The sequence below is a fragment of the Streptomyces scopuliridis genome (genome assembly GCF_042790125.1).
Classification (GTDB): Bacteria; Actinomycetota; Actinomycetes; order Streptomycetales; family Streptomycetaceae; genus Streptomyces; species Streptomyces scopuliridis_A.
Map to the genome: position 1 here is coordinate 24,200 of NZ_JBHTZS010000001.1, position 15,626 is coordinate 39,825.

At 71.1% G+C, this 15,626-nt stretch carries 14 protein-coding genes; 11 read left to right on the forward strand and 3 right to left on the reverse strand.

The features are described 5' to 3' along the window. Positions 1–114: 114 nt before the first annotated feature. The 6 genes from ACFRKB_RS00115 (at position 115) to ACFRKB_RS00140 (ending at position 6,140) form a co-directional block, all read left to right on the forward strand. Positions 115–837, forward strand: coding sequence for a DUF1684 domain-containing protein (locus ACFRKB_RS00115; RefSeq protein WP_383101885.1), 723 nt, complete (start codon positions 115–117; stop codon positions 835–837). Positions 838–915: 78 nt separating this feature from the next. Further along, positions 916–2,433 carry an ABC transporter substrate-binding protein gene (locus ACFRKB_RS00120; protein WP_383101887.1) on the forward strand — a complete coding sequence of 506 codons (1,518 nt, stop codon included), beginning with the start codon at positions 916–918 and terminating at the stop codon, positions 2,431–2,433. A gap of 176 nt (positions 2,434–2,609) precedes the next feature. Beyond that, entirely contained in the window at positions 2,610–3,575 is a 966-nt protein-coding gene (locus tag ACFRKB_RS00125) for an ABC transporter permease (protein WP_326609916.1), read from the forward strand. Next, positions 3,572–4,486 carry an ABC transporter permease gene (locus ACFRKB_RS00130; protein ID WP_383101889.1) on the forward strand — a complete coding sequence of 305 codons (915 nt, stop codon included), beginning with the start codon at positions 3,572–3,574 and terminating at the stop codon, positions 4,484–4,486. The genes ACFRKB_RS00125 and ACFRKB_RS00130 overlap by 4 nt, the downstream gene beginning before the upstream one ends. Beyond that, positions 4,483–5,313 carry an ATP-binding cassette domain-containing protein gene (locus ACFRKB_RS00135; RefSeq protein ID WP_383101890.1) on the forward strand — a complete coding sequence of 277 codons (831 nt, stop codon included), beginning with the start codon at positions 4,483–4,485 and terminating at the stop codon, positions 5,311–5,313. Before ACFRKB_RS00130 ends, ACFRKB_RS00135 begins: the two co-directional genes overlap by 4 nt. Next, entirely contained in the window at positions 5,310–6,140 is an 831-nt protein-coding gene (locus tag ACFRKB_RS00140; protein WP_383101891.1) for an ABC transporter ATP-binding protein, read from the forward strand. Before ACFRKB_RS00135 ends, ACFRKB_RS00140 begins: the two co-directional genes overlap by 4 nt. 111 nt (positions 6,141–6,251) lie before the next feature. Here ACFRKB_RS00140 and aceB read toward each other — a convergent pair whose 3' ends face one another. Continuing rightward, the gene (aceB, locus tag ACFRKB_RS00145) at positions 6,252–7,883 is read right to left on the reverse strand and encodes a malate synthase A (RefSeq protein ID WP_383101893.1); all 1,632 of its coding nucleotides are present in this window, start codon (positions 7,881–7,883) and stop codon (positions 6,252–6,254) included. Positions 7,884–8,095: 212 nt separating this feature from the next. Further along, on the reverse strand, positions 8,096–8,716 hold the full coding sequence (locus tag ACFRKB_RS00150) for a nucleotidyltransferase family protein (protein WP_383101894.1): 621 nt from the start codon (positions 8,714–8,716) through the stop codon (positions 8,096–8,098). Positions 8,717–8,903: 187 nt separating this feature from the next. Between ACFRKB_RS00150 and ACFRKB_RS00155 the strand changes: the two genes are divergently transcribed. Further along, on the forward strand, positions 8,904–9,221 hold the full coding sequence (locus ACFRKB_RS00155) for a DUF5955 family protein (RefSeq protein WP_383101896.1): 318 nt from the start codon (positions 8,904–8,906) through the stop codon (positions 9,219–9,221). Positions 9,222–9,235: 14 nt separating this feature from the next. Here ACFRKB_RS00155 and ACFRKB_RS00160 read toward each other — a convergent pair whose 3' ends face one another. Further along, positions 9,236–10,048 carry an IclR family transcriptional regulator gene (locus ACFRKB_RS00160; protein WP_383101898.1) on the reverse strand — a complete coding sequence of 271 codons (813 nt, stop codon included), beginning with the start codon at positions 10,046–10,048 and terminating at the stop codon, positions 9,236–9,238. 271 nt (positions 10,049–10,319) lie between these two features. Between ACFRKB_RS00160 and allB the strand changes: the two genes are divergently transcribed. From allB to ACFRKB_RS00180, 4 genes are all read left to right on the forward strand, one after another. Then, on the forward strand, positions 10,320–11,657 hold the full coding sequence (gene allB / locus ACFRKB_RS00165) for an allantoinase AllB (protein WP_383101900.1): 1,338 nt from the start codon (positions 10,320–10,322) through the stop codon (positions 11,655–11,657). After that, a complete protein-coding gene (gene alc / locus ACFRKB_RS00170) occupies positions 11,654–12,778 on the forward strand; it encodes an allantoicase (RefSeq protein WP_383102541.1) in 1,125 nt (374 codons plus the stop codon). The genes allB and alc overlap by 4 nt, the downstream gene beginning before the upstream one ends. 936 nt (positions 12,779–13,714) lie before the next feature. Beyond that, positions 13,715–14,938 carry a sensor histidine kinase gene (locus ACFRKB_RS00175; protein WP_383101902.1) on the forward strand — a complete coding sequence of 408 codons (1,224 nt, stop codon included), beginning with the start codon at positions 13,715–13,717 and terminating at the stop codon, positions 14,936–14,938. Further along, positions 14,935–15,624 (forward strand): response regulator transcription factor, encoded by a 690-nt coding sequence (locus ACFRKB_RS00180; RefSeq protein WP_383101904.1) that lies wholly within the window; start codon positions 14,935–14,937, stop codon positions 15,622–15,624. Before ACFRKB_RS00175 ends, ACFRKB_RS00180 begins: the two co-directional genes overlap by 4 nt. Positions 15,625–15,626 lie beyond the last annotated feature (2 nt).

Below are 15,626 nucleotides of genomic sequence, written 5' to 3' on the forward strand. Positions count from 1 at the left end.
GGATGGTCAATCATGGCTGGAAATAACCCTATGTATGTACGATCCAGTCGTTCCAGACCCCAGAGCGATGCCGCGCGGGATCGAACCATTCCCTCAGACCGGAGCGAGTCCCGCATGTCCGTGCATACGCGATCTTCCGAGCCGACCGAGGCCGCCGCGCAGGAGGCCTGGCACGCCGCGCGGCAGGCCGCCGTGACCGGCCCCGTCGGCAACTTGGCGCTGATAGAGACCCGGTGGCTGGATCCCGGGGTGGACGCCGCCGAGGAGCGGGCCAGGACCGAGGTCCCGGAGGGTGTGACCCTCACCACCGTGCGGCGCACCAACCTCCATACGGGCGAGCCGGAAGAGGCGCTGCGCTTCTGGGACGCGGACGCTCCGGCCATCCAGCATTTCTCGCATATCGCCTCATATCCGTTCCATCCGGACTGGGTGATCGAGGCCACCTTCACCCCGGTATCCACCGACCGCCGGGTGCCGTTCGAGCACATTCGCGACAGCGGAGGCAGCCGCGAACTGGTTGTCCCCGGCGATATTCACGTCACACTGGACGGTGTGGACTACACACTGTCGGCCTTCGACGACGACGGGACACTCCTCCTGGTCTTCGGTGACCCGACCAACGGCGGCGACACCTACGGCGCCGGCCGCTTCCTGTTCGTCCCGCGCGAGGCCGGCAGCGAAACGGTCGTACTGGACTTCAACCGCGCCTTCGTGCCGCCGTGCGGATTCTCCGCTCAGTACAACTGTCCACTGCCGCCGCGGCAGAACCGGCTGCACCTGCCCGTCGAGGCGGGCGAGAAGCTCCCGGTCTTCCGCGACGGCTACACGGTCAACTGAGCACACCCAAGGCACCACAGCCGGATTCCACCATCCCTCCCCGGGACCCCGTCCGGCAGTCGATCAGGAGTAGAAGTGATGAGAAAGTCCGTACCGCTGCTCGGCGGCAGCCTGGTGGTCACCCTGTCCCTCGCCCTCACCGCCTGCGGCGCCGGGGCCGACACCACGAGTGATTCACCCTCCGGCTCGTACGACAAGAACGCGACCGTCGGGATCGGCTCGCTCTACGAACCGCAGAATCTGGACAACACCGGAGGCGGCGGCCAGGGCGTGACCGAGGCCCTCAACGGCAATGTCTACGAAGGGCTGTTCAAGCTCACCGACAGCGGCAAGGTCGAGAAGCAGCTCGCCAGGGACTACACCGTCAGCCCGGACGGCCTCACGTACACCTTCACCCTGCGCGACGGCGTGACGTTCCACTCGGGCAAGGCGCTCACCTCCGCCGATGTGAAGTACAGCATCGAGAAGGTCCGCGCCGAGAACTCCCAGTCGGCGCGCAAGAGCAGCTTCGACATGGTCGAGTCGATCACGACCCCGGACCCGGCCACCGTGAAGGTGACGCTGTCCTCCAAGTCGATCTCGTTCGTCTACAACCTCAGCTATGTGTGGGTGGTCAACTCCGCGGCCAAGGACCTCAAGACCTCGGAGGACGGCACCGGCCCCTACACGCTGGACAAGTGGACCCGGGGCTCCGCGCTCAGCCTGGACCGCTTCAAGGAGTACTGGGGTACGGCCGCGACCAACGCCAAGGTCGTCTTCCACTACTACAAGGACGCGACCGCCCTCAACAACGCGCTGCTCACCAACGCCGTGGACGTGGTGACCAGCGAGCAGAGCCCGGACGCCCTCGACCAGTTCAAGAACAACCCGAACTACAAGGTCAACGACGGGAACTCGACCACCAAGCTGCTGCTGGCCTTCAACGACCGGGTCAAGCCGTTCGACAACGTCAAGGTGCGCAAGGCCGTCAGCTCCGCGATCGACAACAAGAAGCTGCTCCAGTCGGTCTGGGGCGACCACGGCACGCTGATCGGCTCGATGGTCCCGCCCACCGACCCCTGGTACGAGGACCTCACCAAGGTCAATCCGTACGATGTGACGCTCGCCAAGAAGCAGCTCGCCGAGGCCGGCTTCCCCAAGGGCTTCAGCTTCACGCTCGACACCCCCAACTACGACCCGCACCCGACGGCCGCCACCTTCATCAAGTCGGAGCTGGCCAAGGTCGGTATCAAGGTCGACATCAACGTCATCACGCCGGACGAGTGGTACACCAAGGTCTACAAGAACCACGACTTCAGCGCGACGCTCCAGGAGCATGTCAACGACCGCGACATCGTCTGGTACGGCGACCCGGACTTCTACTGGGGCTATGACAACAAGCAGGTCACCGAGTGGGTGAAGCAGGCGGAGCAGTCGGACACCACCGACCAGCAGACCGCCCTGCTGAAGAAGGTCAACCGGCAGATCGCCGAGGACGCGGCGAGCGACTGGCTCTACCTGTACCCGCAGATCGTGGTGGCCAACACCAAGCTGTCGGGCTACCCGCTCAACGGTCTCAACTCGCAGTTCCACGCCTACGGCATCAAGAAGAGCTGACGCTCCCGCCCGAGCCGAAGCTCCACCCGAGCCGAAGCTCCACCCGAGCCGAAGCTCCACCCGAGCCGAAGCTCCCGCCCGAGCTGACGCTCAGCCCCCGCCGTACGGGCCCGGCCGCCTCACCCCGGGCCCGTACGGCGGGAATCCCCGCTTCCGTCGATCGGTCCCCCTGCCTGATGATCTCCTACCTGCTGCGACGGCTGGCCTTCCTGGCCGGCTCGCTGTTCCTGGCCAGCGTGGTGCTCTTCCTGCTGCTGCGGCTGCTCCCCGGCGACCCGGCGAACTCCCTGCTCTCGGTCGGCGCGAGCCCGGAGCAGATCGCCGCCGCCCGCCATGAGATCGGCTCGGACCGCCCCGTACCGGAACAGTTCGTCCACTGGCTCCACCAGCTGGCCACCTTCGATCTGGGGAACTCCTTCGTCAGCACGCTCCCGGTCGGCCCGGAGATCACCTCCCGGCTCGATGTGACCGTCCCGCTGACGCTGCTCTCCTTCCTGCTGGCCGTGGTGATCGCCGTCCCCGTCGGCTTCATCGCGGCCCACCGGTCGGCCACCTGGTACGGGACGCTGATCAGCGGCATCTCCCAACTGGGCATCGCCGTACCGGTCTTCTGGATCGGGATGATCCTCATCACCGTCTTCGCGCTGCGCCTCGGCGTGCTGCCCGCCGGCGGCTTCCCGCAGGACGGCTGGGCGCGGCCGGGGGAGGCGCTCACCTCGCTGGCGCTGCCGGTGATCACCGTCGCGCTGGTGATGTCGGCCTCGCTCATCCGGTACGTGCGCTCCGCCGCGCTGGATGTCCTCGGCAGCGACTATCTCCGTACCGCCAGGGCCCTGGGCTCGTCGTTCAACCGGGCGATGTGGCGGCACGGCATGCGCAACGGCGCCGTGCCGGTCGTCTCCGTCCTCGGGATCGAACTCGCCACCACCCTGCTCGGCGCGGTCGTCGTCGAGACGGTGTTCGCGCTGCCCGGCCTGGGCAGTCTGCTCGCCCAGGCCGTCGCCCAGCACGACTACCCCACGGTTCAGGGGGTCCTCTTCGTGAGTACCTTCGCGGTGCTGGTCATCGGGTTCCTCAGCGACCTCGCGCAGCGGCTGATCGATCCCCGGCTGCGCGGCCGGCTGTCAGGAGGCACACGATGAGCGAACGGACCGACCTGAACCCCGGCCCGGGTGAGGCCGCCGCGGCCGTGGAGCCCACCCCCGTCGTGGAGAGCGCGAAGCGGCCCGGGGCCACCCGTACCCGCCGCTCCCCGGCGCTGGTGAGCGGCTGTGTCCTGCTCGGACTGATCGTCGCCACCGCGCTGGTCTCGCTGTTCTGGGTCCCGTACGCCCCCGAGGACACCACGGGCGGCCGGCTCACCCCACCCGGACTCTCGCATCTGCTCGGCACCGACAAGCTCGGCCGCGATCTGCTGACCCAGCTGATGACCGGCGCGCGCATCGCGCTGGAGGCCGGCCTCGGCGCGATCGCGATCGGTGCGGTGCTCGGTATCTGCTTCGGCCTCGCCGCGGGCTTCGCCACCCGGTGGCTCGACGACACCCTCTCCACCCTGCTGGATGTCCTGATCGCCTTCCCCACCCTGCTGCTGGCGATGCTGATGGTGGCGGCCCGCTCCGCCTCGCTCAGCTCCGCGATCCTCGCCATCGGGCTCGCGATGACGGCCGTGGTGGCCCGGCTGACCCGGATCCTGGTCAAACGGGTGCTGGCGCAGGACTACATCACGGCGGCCCGCACCTCGGGCACCTCCTGGCCCCGCGTCATCACCGGCCACGTACTGCCCAATATCTGGCCCACCCTGGTCGTCAACCTCGCCCAGCAGTTCGGCCTCGCGGTCATGGCCGAGGCGAGCCTGTCGTTCCTCGGGCTCGGCGCCCCACCGCCCAACGCGTCCTGGGGACGGATGCTCCAGGAGGCACAGGCGACCGTCTTCACCGCCCCCACCGGTGTCATCGCCCCCGGCGTCCTGCTGGTCATGCTGGTCGTGGGCGTCAATCTGATCGCCGACGGGCTGCGTGACACCCTCGATCCCACCCGGCGGAGGACCCGATGAACGCACGTGATCCGTGGGTGCTCGACGTCAACGGGCTGACGATCCGCACCGACCAGGGCCGGACGCTGGTCTCCGGCCTGTCGTTCTCGATCGGCGCGGGCTCCCGGCTCGGGCTGGTCGGCGAGTCCGGCTCCGGCAAGTCCCTCACCGCGCTCGCCGTGCTGGGCCTGCTGCCTCCCGGGATGAACGCCTCGGGCAGCATCGTGCTGAGGAGTGCCCCGGACGCACCGGGCACCGAAGTCATCGGCGCGACCGAGCAGCGGCTGACCGGGCTGCGCGGCCGGGCCGCCACCGTCGTCTTCCAGGAACCCCTCACCGCGCTCGACCCGTTGATGCGGATCGGCGGCCAGCTCGCCGAACCACTGCGCCGGTGGCGCGGGCTGCGCGGACCGGCGCTGCGCCGCGCGGTGACGGAAGCCCTCGAACAGGTACGCATCCCCGACCCCGAGCGGATCACCCGCGCCTATCCGCACGAGATCTCCGGCGGACAGCGCCAGCGGGTCGCCCTCGCCATGGCGCTGGCCTGCGACCCGGCCCTGCTGATCGCGGACGAGCCCACCACCGCCCTCGATGTCACCGTGCAGTCGGAGGTGCTGGCACTGCTGGACGGGCTGGTCGCCCAGCGGGACATGGCGCTGCTGTTCGTCAGCCACGACCTGGCGGTGGTCTCGTCCGTGACCGATCACGTCCTGGTGCTCAAGGACGGGTCGGCCGTCGAGTCCGGCAGCGTGGACGACATCGTGCGGAGCCCCCAGCACCCTTACACCCGGGACCTGGTGGACAGCGCCCGGCACCTCGAAAGCGCACTGGAACGGATCGTCCGATGACCACTCCGATCCCGGCCTCCCCGGCCCCGGGCCCCCGGGCCGCCGACTCCGCGATCCTGGCCGCGCGGGACGCGGGGTTCGCCTACCGGGGCGCGCCCCCCGTCCTGCACGGCGTCTCCCTCGACATCACCGCGGGCCGCAGCCTCGGGCTGGTCGGCGAGTCCGGGGCCGGCAAGACCACGGTGCTGCGGCTGCTGCTCGGCCTCACCCGCCCCACGAGCGGGCGGATCCTCTTCGACGGGGACGAGCTCGGACTCCGCGACCGCGAACAGATGCGCCGCTTCCGGCGGGGCGTGCAGAGCGTGTTCCAGGACCCGTACTCCTCGCTCGACCCCCGGCAGCGGGTCGGCGCCATCGTCGCGGAGCCATTGCGCTCGCTCGGGCTGAGCCGGCCGGTGGCCCGGGGAGAAGCGGACCCCCGGGTCGCCGCCGCGCTGGAGGCCGTCGGCCTGCCCGCCGACGCCGCGCGCCGCTATCCGCACGAGTTCTCCGGCGGCCAGCGCCAGCGCGTCGCCATCGCGAGAGCCACGGTGTGCGAGCCCCGGGTGCTGCTCGCCGACGAACCGGTCAGCGCGCTCGATGTCACCACGCGCGTCAGGATCGTCGACCTGCTCATCGAGCTGAAGGAGACACGGGGGCTGACCATCGCGATGGTCTCGCACGACCTGTCGGTGGTGGCCGCGCTCTGCGAGCGGACGGCGGTGCTGGAACACGGACGGGTCGTGGAGCAGGGCGACACCGCCTCGGTCCTGGGCTCGCCCTCGCACCCCTACTCGCGCCGGCTGATCGCGAGCGTACCGAGACTCCCGTCGCCCACGTCCCCCTGAGACCACGGCCGTAAGCGCGCAACCGCCGGCCGGCAGCGCGGAAACCCCCGGCAGCGCGGAAACCCCCGGCGCCGTGCGGGGCACCGGGGGCGGTCCGTACTCGTCTAGGCGTCAGCCGCGCAGTTGCTCGTACGCCGGGAGCGTGAGGAAGTCCGCGTAGTCGTCGTCGAGCGCGACCGTCAGCAGCAGATCGTGCGCCTGCTGCCAGCGGCCGGCGCTGAACGCCTCCTCGCCGATCTCGGCGCGGATCGCGGCGAGTTCACCGTCAGCGAGCTCGCGGGCCAGTTCCGGGGTGGCGCGTACGGTGCGGCCGTCGTGCTCGAACTCGACGCCCGCGTTGATCCACTGCCAGATCTGCGAACGCGAGATCTCCGCGGTCGCCGCGTCCTCCATCAGATTGAAGATCGCCACCGCGCCCATGCCCCGCAGCCACGCCTCGATGTAGCGGATGCCGACCTGGACGGCGTTGCGCAGGCCCTCGTACGTGGGCCGCGCGTCGAGCGAGTCGATGGCGATCAGATCACCCGCGGCGACGGAGACGTCCTCGCGCAGCCGGTCCTTCTGGTTCGGGCGGTCGCCGAGGACCGCGTCGAAGGAGGCCATCGCGATCGGGACCAGGTCGGGGTGGGCGACCCAGGAGCCGTCGAAACCGTCGTGCGCCTCGCGGTCCTTGTCGGCCTTGACCTTCTCGAAGGCGACCTTGTTGACCTCGGCGTCGTGCCGGGACGGGATGAAGGCCGCCATGCCGCCGATCGCGTGGGCGCCGCGCTTGTGGCAGGTGCGGACGAGGAGTTCGGTGTACGCGCGCATGAACGGGGCTGTCATCGTCACCGCGTTGCGATCCGGCAGGACGAATGTGGCACCGCCGTCACGGAAGTTCTTGACGATCGAGAACAGATAGTCCCAGCGGCCCGCGTTCAGCCCGGAGGCGTGGTCGCGCAGCTCGTAGAGGATCTCCTCCATCTCGTACGCGGCGGTGATCGTCTCGATCAGCACGGTCGCGCGGACGGTGCCCCGCGGAATGCCCATGTAGTCCTGGGCGAAGACGAAGACATCGTTCCAGAGGCGGGCCTCCAGATGCGATTCCGTCTTCGGGAGATAGAAGTACGGGCCCTTGCCCAGCTCGATCAGGCGCTTGGCGTTGTGGAAGAAGTACAGCCCGAAGTCGACCAGCGCGCCCGGCACCTGCTCGCCGTTCAACTGGAGGTGACGCTCCGCCAGATGCCAGCCGCGCGGGCGCATCACGACGGTCGCGAGCTCATCGGCGTCCTTGAGGGCGTACGACTTGCCGGAGCGCGGGTCGGTGAAGTCGATACGGCGCTGGTAGGCGTCGCTCAGACTGAGCTGGCCGAGGATCACGTTCTCCCAGGTGGGGGCGGAGGCGTCCTCGAAGTCGGCGAGCCAGATCCGCGCCCCGGAGTTGAGCGCGTTGATGGTCATCTTCCGGTCGGTCGGACCGGTGATCTCCACCCTGCGGTCCTCCAGCGCGGCCGGCGACGGCGCGACCCGCCAGCTGTCGTCCTCGCGGATCGCCGCGGTCTCCGGCAGGAAGTCCAGGCTGGAGGTACGGGCGATCTCGGCGCGGCGCTCGGCGCGGCGGGCGAGCAGTTCGTCACGGCGCGGGGTGAACCGCCGGTGCAGCTCCGCCACGAAGGTGAGGGCCGCCTCGGTGAGCACTTCGTCCTGCCGGGGCAGCGGTTCGGCGTCGACGACGGCCAGCGGGGAGGGCGCTGGTGCGGACATGAGCTGTCACTCCTTCACGGGCGGTGCCCGGGACCGCCGGCCGGCCCGGGGCGGCACGGAGTGCCGTGGCACGAGGTACGGTCGCGGGCGCCGTTCGGGGGGCTGTGCGCTTCTGACCTGTGGATAGTAGTTTCCTTATGGTGGAAGTTCAATGGTTTGTTGACATCGAGATTCTCCGGGTCGACAGACCGTGGCGCCGAGTGCCACCGCCCTCACTCAAGGTGCGACAGATCCTCCTCCGTATCGATGTCATACGCCCGCGCGACATCCCCGCACTCCACCCGCGCGATCTCGCTCTCATGCGCGCGCAGGTACGCGCGCGCCCCGCGATCGCCCTCCGCGTCCGCCGCGATCTCCGCCCACCGGCGGGCGCCGAACAGCACGGGGTGGCCGCGGCTCCCGTCGTACGAGGCCGCCACGAGCGAATCCGTCGCGCGGTACGCGGCCACCACCCGGGCCACCGCCGCCGCGCCGATCCCCGGCTGGTCCACCAGCAGCACCACCACGGCCTCCGCGGCCGTCCCCGCCAGCGAGGTCAGCCCCGCGCGCAGCGAGGACCCCATCCCGTCGGTCCACCGCGGATTGTCGACCAGTACGCAGCCCGGCAGTTCGGCCCGGCTCCGCACCTCCCAGGCCGCCGCCCCCAGCACCACATGCACCGGCCCGCAGCCCCCCTCGCGCAGCGCCCGCGCGCCATGCTCGACCAGTGGCCGCCCCCGGTGCGTCAGCAACGCCTTGGGTCGCCCCCCGAGCCTGCGCCCGCCACCGGCGGCCAGCAGCAGCCCGGCGATCACGGGAGGGGGCGGGATTCTGTCGTCCGATGTGTCTGGCATGGGTACTGCGTACCTCATTCCGTCCTACTTCGGTCCGTGGAGTGGCGCGTACCGCGCGTAATGGCGTTAACTTGCCCGCGAACCTTGGCGCTTGACCACCGTCCGAGGAGTCGGCCTTTTGGCATATACCGGTACAGGGATGTGCCCGGCACAACGGTGTGTGCGGGCGAGGGGCAGGGGGAGAGCTTTGTTGCGGAGCGTGGAGCAGACGCCGGTGGCAGAGAAGAGTGCGGACCCGAGAGTCGCGGAGCTGCATGCCGCGGTGTCCCGGCTCAGACGTGAACTGGCCGGGTATCAGGCCGAGTTCAGGGATCGCGCCATCGCGGAGGATGAGCTGGCCGCCCTTGCCGCGATGGTGGCGAGCGGCGCCCCCGAGGCGTCCCGGATGCGCCGTTCGCTGCTGCTGATCGTGGGCTCGATCGGTTCGGTCAGTGCGCTGGGCCAGGCGCTGATGGGGGTACGGGCCGCGGTCGACCTCTTCGGGGACGCGCCCCGCAGGACCTGACGGGTGCCGCCCGCTCAGGCGTGGGCCTGCGCCTGTGCCGTGTTCGCCAGCGCCTCGGAGAGATCCCGCGCGACTTCCTGGAGTACCGGCACGATCCGTGCGGTGGCCTCCTCCGTCACCCGGCCCGCCGGACCCGAGATCGAGATGGCCGCGGCCGTGGGGGAGTCGGGCACCGGAACCGCCAGGCAGCGGACGCCGATCTCCTGCTCGTTGTCGTCGACCGCGTACCCCGCCCGGCGCACCAGCTCCAGGGCGTCCAGGAAGCCGTCGGGTGTCGTGATCGTCTTCTCGGTGGCGGCCGGCATCCCCGTACGGGACAGCAGGGCGCGGACCTCCTCCGGTGAGGTGTGCGCGAGCAGCGCCTTGCCCACGCCCGTGGAGTGCGGCAGCACCCGCCGGCCGACCTCGGTGAACATCCGCATCGAGTGCTTCGACGGGACCTGCGCGACATACACGACCTCGTCGCCGTCGAGCAGCGCCATGTTCGCCGTCTCGCCGGTCTCCTCGACCAGCCGCGCCAGATAGGGCCTCGCCCAGGTGCCCAGCAGCCGGGACGCCGACTCGCCGAGCCGGATCAGCCGGGGGCCCAGCGCGTACCGGCGATTGGCCTGCTGCCGCACATAGCCGCAGGCCACCAGCGTGCGCATCAGCCGGTGGATGGTCGGCAGCGGCAGCCCGCTGCTCGCCGACAGCTCGCTGAGCCCGACCTCGCCACCCGCGTCCGCCATGCGTTCGAGCAGATCGAAGGCGCGCTCAAGGGACTGGACGCCGCCGCTGGCGGGGGCGGATTTGGTGGCGTCGGTGGTGCTGGCGCTGGACGACGGCACGTCAACGGTCCTTTCGGGGCGGGCGGGGCAAGCAAGCAGCCTACCGGGCCGTGCGACCGGGTACCTGATCAATGGCGGAGCGTATCTGCCGGTCAGGACGGGTTGCGTCCGGTGCCCGCGGTCAATGGTGTGCGATTCATTCATTCTACGTCGCGAAATCAAGGTTTCACTCTGTGGAAACAATCGGGCCCGGCTCGGTCTTGACCGGACCGGATCCGAGGGGAAGACTCCTTCAACAGTTCGTTGAATTCTCGCTCAGTGAGGGGCACCGGTGTCCGATGTGAGCCTGGTACTGCGTTCGACGCGCGTCATCACCCCGGAGGGGACGCGGGCGGCCTCGATCGCCGTCGCCGGCGAACGGATCGCGGCCGTCCTGCCGTACGACGCGCGGGTGCCGCCCGGCGCCCGGCTGGCGGACGCCGGGGACGATGTCGTACTCCCCGGCCTCGTCGACACACACGTCCATGTGAACGACCCGGGACGCACCGAGTGGGAAGGCTTCTGGACCGCGACCCGCGCGGCGGCGGCCGGCGGGATCACCACGCTCCTCGACATGCCGCTGAACTCCCTGCCGCCCACCACCACGGCCGCCCATCTGCGCACCAAGCGCGAGGTGGCCCGGCCGAAGGCCCATATCGACGTCGGCTTCTGGGGCGGCGCCGTCCCGGACAACGTCAAGGAGCTGCGCCCGCTGTACGACGCCGGGGTCTTCGGCTTCAAGAGCTTCCTGTCGCCCTCCGGAGTCGACGAATTCCCCGCGCTGGACCAGGAACAGCTCGGCCGCTCGCTCGCCGAGATCACCGGCTTCGGCGGACTGCTGATCGTGCACGCCGAGGATCCGCGCGAACTGGCGGCGGCGCCCCGGCGCGGCGGCCCCGCCTACGCCGACTTCCTGGCATCCCGGCCGCGCGGCGCCGAGAACGCGGCGATCACGGACCTGATCGCCCAGGCCCGGCGGCTCGACGCCCGGGTCCACGTACTGCATCTCTCCTCGTCCGACGCGCTGCCCCTGATCGCCGACGCCAAGCGGGACGGCGTACGCATCACCGTCGAGTCATGTCCGCACTTCCTGACCCTCACCGCCGAGGAAGTCCCGGACGGGGCGACGGAGTTCAAGTGCTGCCCGCCGATCCGCGAGGCCGCGAACCAGGACGCGCTCTGGCAGGGCCTCATCGACGGCACCATCGACTGCGTCGTCTCCGACCACTCGCCCTGCACCACCGATCTCAAGACCCCCGACTTCGCGTCCGCCTGGGGCGGTATCTCCTCGCTCCAGCTCGGCCTGCCGGCGATCTGGACCGAGGCCCGCCGCCGCGGCCGGCCGCTGGAGGACGTCGTCCGCTGGATGTCGACGGCCCCCGCCGCGCTCGCCGGACTGGCCCGCAAGGGCGCCATCGAAGCCGGCCGCGACGCCGACTTCGCGGTCCTCGCGCCCGACGAGACCTTCACCGTCGACCCGGCCCGGCTCCACCACCGCAATCAGGTCACGGCGTACGCGGGCAGGACGCTGTACGGCGTCGTCAGATCGACCTGGCTGCGCGGCACCCGGATCGTCCACGACGGCGCGCTCTCGGAGCCCGCCGGCCGACTGCTCGAAAGGACCAACTGACCGTGCCCGAAGCCTTGTTCACCGGTGACGCCCGCCCGTACCCGGGCGGCGACCCGTACGCCGACTACCGCACCACCGACTTCCCCTTCGCCCACCTCCCCGATCTCGCCGACCGCCGCCTCGGGGCCGGGGTCATCGCCGCCAACGACGAGTTCTTCGCCGAACGCGAGAACCTGCTGAAGCCGGGAGCGGCGGAGTTCGACCCGGAGCGCTTCGGCCACAAGGGCAAGATCATGGACGGCTGGGAGACCCGCCGCCGCCGCGGCACCGACGCCGGCCAACCGCACCCCACCGACGAGGACCACGACTGGGCACTGGTCCGGCTCGGCGCGCCGGGAGTGATCCGGGGGATCGTCGTCGACACCGCCCACTTCCGCGGCAACTACCCGCGGGCGGTCTCGGTCGAGGCCACCGCGCTGCCGGGCTCCCCGTCACCGGAGGAACTGCTCGGCGACGGCGTGAAGTGGACGGTCCTGGTGCCCCGTACGGCCATCGGCGGCCACGCCGCGAACGGCTTCGCGGTCGACGTGGAACAGCGCTTCACCCATCTCCGGGTGAACCAGCATCCCGACGGCGGGATCGCCCGGCTCCGGGTCCACGGCGAGGTCGCACCCGACCCGGCGTGGCTCGGCGTCCTCGGTACGTTCGACCTCGTCGCGCTGGAGAACGGCGGCCGGGTGGAGGACGCCTCCGACCGCTTCTACTCGCCCGCCACGAACACCATCCAGCCGGGCCGCTCCCGCAGGATGGACGACGGCTGGGAGACCCGCCGCCGCCGGGACAAGGGGAACGACTGGATCCACTACCGGCTGGTGGAGCAGGCCGAGATCCGCGCGGTCGAGATCGACACGGCGTATCTGAAGGGCAACGCGGCGGGGTGGGCGGCGCTGTCGGTGCGGGACGGGACGGGGGAGTGGACGGAGATCCTGCCCCGGACGAGGCTGCAGCCGGATACGAACCATCGGTTCGTGCTGGGGGCGGTGGTGGTGGCGAGGGAGGTCCGGATGGACGTTTTCCCGGATGGCGGGGTTTCGCGGGTGCGGGTGTTCGGGGGGTTGACGGGGGAGGGGGCGGCGGGGGTGGCGACGCGGTATCGGGAGCTGGGCGGGGGGCCGGCGTAGCCGGCGGGTGCCGTGGTCGCGGGGTGCGTTTCGGCTGGGGCCGGTGGTCGTGGTGCGGGGTGCGCCGTTGTGGTGCCGGGGGCCGGGGCCTCCGGAGGTGCGTATCCGGACTGCGCTGCGATCGATGTGCGACTCCGTCGCGTGGTCACCGCGCTTCGCGCGAGCTGCGACGCTTTACGCTCCGGACGCGCACCTCCTCCGACCCCGACCCCCTCCCGCCCATGGGTCCGCTCGCCCCCGCGCACGGCCGGGCCGGTCCGTGACGGGCGGTGAAGGGGGGCGCGCAGGGGTCGTGTCCGGGACACTAAAGCGTGATTTGTGGCGCGCGACCGCCCGTCTTCCAACTGTGGCCAGTTGCGCCGTAAATCATGCCGTCCCGGGCGCGAGCCCCGGAGCGCACCCCGGCGACAACCCGCACACACCCACCGGCCCGAGCTGAAACGCACCGGGACAACGCCCCCCGCCGGAGGCGCACCGCTCCGGAGCGCACCCCGGCGACAACCCGCACCGCACCACCGGCCCGAGCCGAAACACACCCCGGACATCGCCCCCCGCCGGAGGCGTACCGCCCCGGAGCGCACCCCGGCGACAACCCGCACACGACCATCGGCCGGAGCCGAAACGCACCCCGGACATCGCCCCTCGCCGGAGGCGTACCGCCCCGGAGCGCACCCCGGCGACAACCCGCACACGACCACCGGCCGGAGCCGAAACGCACCCCGGACATCGCCCCTCGCCGGAGGCGTACCGCCCCGGAGCGCACCCCGGCGACAACCCGCACACGACCATCGGCCGGAGCCGAAACGCACCCCGGACATCGCCCCCCGCCGGAGGCGCAACGCACCGCAACGACCATCGTCGGCTCTCGCGTGACTTTGGTAGCTTCCGGTCTCGCCGACGCGGTCGGCCCCGTTCCGCCTGCGTAAATTGGCCCATATGACTCGCACGGACTACCCCTGGCTGCTCCCCTCGGAGATGATCGACCCGCGAGGCCCCGAGCTGCCCGGCGACCGCGGGCGGGCCCGGCCGCGGCGGACCGTGCGGGACTGGGTCATCGATACGCTGATGTTTCTGCTCGCCGCCGGTATCGGGCTGATCGCTCTGGAGGCCAGCGAGAAGGCCGGCAATTCGGAGAACGTCGTCCTCGTCGACATGATCGTCGGCATGCTGGCCTGCTGCGCGCTGTGGACGCGGCGCCGCTGGCCCGTGGCGCTCGCGATCGTGGTCGGCGCGGTCAGCGCGGTGGCGCCGGTTGCCGGCGGGGCCGCGCTCGTGGCGATCTTCTGCGTGGCCGTGCACCGGCCGTTCCGGGTCGTCGCGGCCGTCGGCGGGCTGTCGCTGGTCACCGGGTGCCTCCAGACCGTGCTCCGGCCGGATCCGGGCATGTCCCTGACGGCCGGGCTCGTCGGGACCGTCGTGCTGATGCTGTTGGTCACCGGCTGGGGCATGCTCGTACGGGCCCGGCGCCAGTTGGTCGTCGCGCTGCGCGAGCGGGCCACGCGGGCGGAGGCCGAGGCCGAGCTACGGGCCGAGCAGGCGCAGCGGCTGGCGCGCGAGGCCATCGCGCGGGAGATGCACGACGTGCTCGCGCACCGGCTGACGCTCCTCAGCGTCCACGCGGGCGCGCTGGAGTTCCGGCCGGACGCGCCGGCGCCCGAGGTCGCCAGGGCCGCCGGGGTGATCCGGGACAGCGCGCACGAGGCGCTCCAGGATCTGCGCATGATCATCGGGGTGCTGCGGGCGCCCGGCGACGAGGGCGACCGGCCGCAGCCCACCCTGGTCACCCTGGACGCCCTGGTCGCCGAGTCGCGGGAGGCCGGGATGAAGGTGACCCTGGACAGCCGGATCGACGACCCGGCGGCGGTGCCGGCCGCCACGGGCCGTACCGCCTACCGCATCGCCCAGGAGGGCCTGACCAACGCCCGTAAGCACGCGCCGGGCACCGAGGCCACCGTCGAGGTGAGCGGAGGGCCGGGGGACGGCCTCACCGTGGAAGTACGCAACGCCGCGCCGCTGGGCGAGGTCCCGAGGGTGCCGGGTTCCGGCCAGGGGCTGATCGGGCTGACCGAGCGCGCGCTGCTGGCCGGCGGCCGGTTCGAGCACGGAGCCACCGGAGACGGCGGATTCGCCGTCCGCGCTTGGCTACCGTGGGCCTCATGAGTATCCGGCTGATCGTCGTCGACGACGACCCCCTTGTCCGCGCGGGACTGACGTTCATGCTCGGCGGCGCCGACGACATCGAGATCGTGGGAGAGGCCGCGGACGGCGCCGAGGTCCCGGCGCTGATCGAGCGGACCGCGCCCGATGTGGTGCTGATGGACATCCGGATGCCCAGGGTGGACGGTCTGACGGCCACGGAGACGCTGCGCCGCCGCCAGGACGCGCCGGAGGTGCTCGTTCTGACCACCTTCCACGCCGACGAACAGGTGCTGCGGGCGCTGCGCGCCGGAGCGGCCGGATTCGTGCTCAAGGACACCCCGCCCGCCGAGATCGTCACCGCCGTACGGCGCGTGGCGGCCGGGGATCCGGTGCTCTCACCTGCCGTTACCCGCCAGCTGATGACGCATGTGGCGGGGGCGGACACCGGAACCCGGAGGGACACCGCGGCGGGCCGGCTCGACTCCCTCGCCGAGCGCGAGCGGGAGGTCGCGCTCGCCGTGGGCCGCGGTCAGTCCAACGCCGAGATCGCCGCCGGGCTCTATATGAGCGTCCCCACCGTCAAGGCCCATGTCTCCCGCATCCTGGCCAAACTCGGCCTCAACAACCGGGTCCAGATCGCCCTGTTGGTGCATGACGCCGATCCGGCCATGAGGGAGGACGGTGCCCGCGGCGGCGACGTACGCTGATC

Bases quoted from the DNA above. Each gene is read 5' to 3' on its own strand.
- ACFRKB_RS00180 (WP_383101904.1), top strand. From the start codon at position 14,935: ATGAGTATCCGGCTGATCGTCGTCGACGACGACCCCCTTGTCCGCGCG.
- ACFRKB_RS00125 (WP_326609916.1), top strand. From the start codon at position 2,610: ATGATCTCCTACCTGCTGCGACGGCTGGCCTTCCTGGCCGGCTCGCTG.
- aceB (WP_383101893.1), bottom strand. From the start codon at position 7,883: ATGTCCGCACCAGCGCCCTCCCCGCTGGCCGTCGTCGACGCCGAACCG.
- ACFRKB_RS00175 (WP_383101902.1), top strand. From the start codon at position 13,715: ATGACTCGCACGGACTACCCCTGGCTGCTCCCCTCGGAGATGATCGAC.
- ACFRKB_RS00115 (WP_383101885.1), top strand. From the start codon at position 115: ATGTCCGTGCATACGCGATCTTCCGAGCCGACCGAGGCCGCCGCGCAG.
- ACFRKB_RS00130 (WP_383101889.1), top strand. From the start codon at position 3,572: ATGAGCGAACGGACCGACCTGAACCCCGGCCCGGGTGAGGCCGCCGCG.
- ACFRKB_RS00150 (WP_383101894.1), bottom strand. From the start codon at position 8,716: ATGCCAGACACATCGGACGACAGAATCCCGCCCCCTCCCGTGATCGCC.
- ACFRKB_RS00140 (WP_383101891.1), top strand. From the start codon at position 5,310: ATGACCACTCCGATCCCGGCCTCCCCGGCCCCGGGCCCCCGGGCCGCC.
- ACFRKB_RS00120 (WP_383101887.1), top strand. From the start codon at position 916: ATGAGAAAGTCCGTACCGCTGCTCGGCGGCAGCCTGGTGGTCACCCTG.
- ACFRKB_RS00135 (WP_383101890.1), top strand. From the start codon at position 4,483: ATGAACGCACGTGATCCGTGGGTGCTCGACGTCAACGGGCTGACGATC.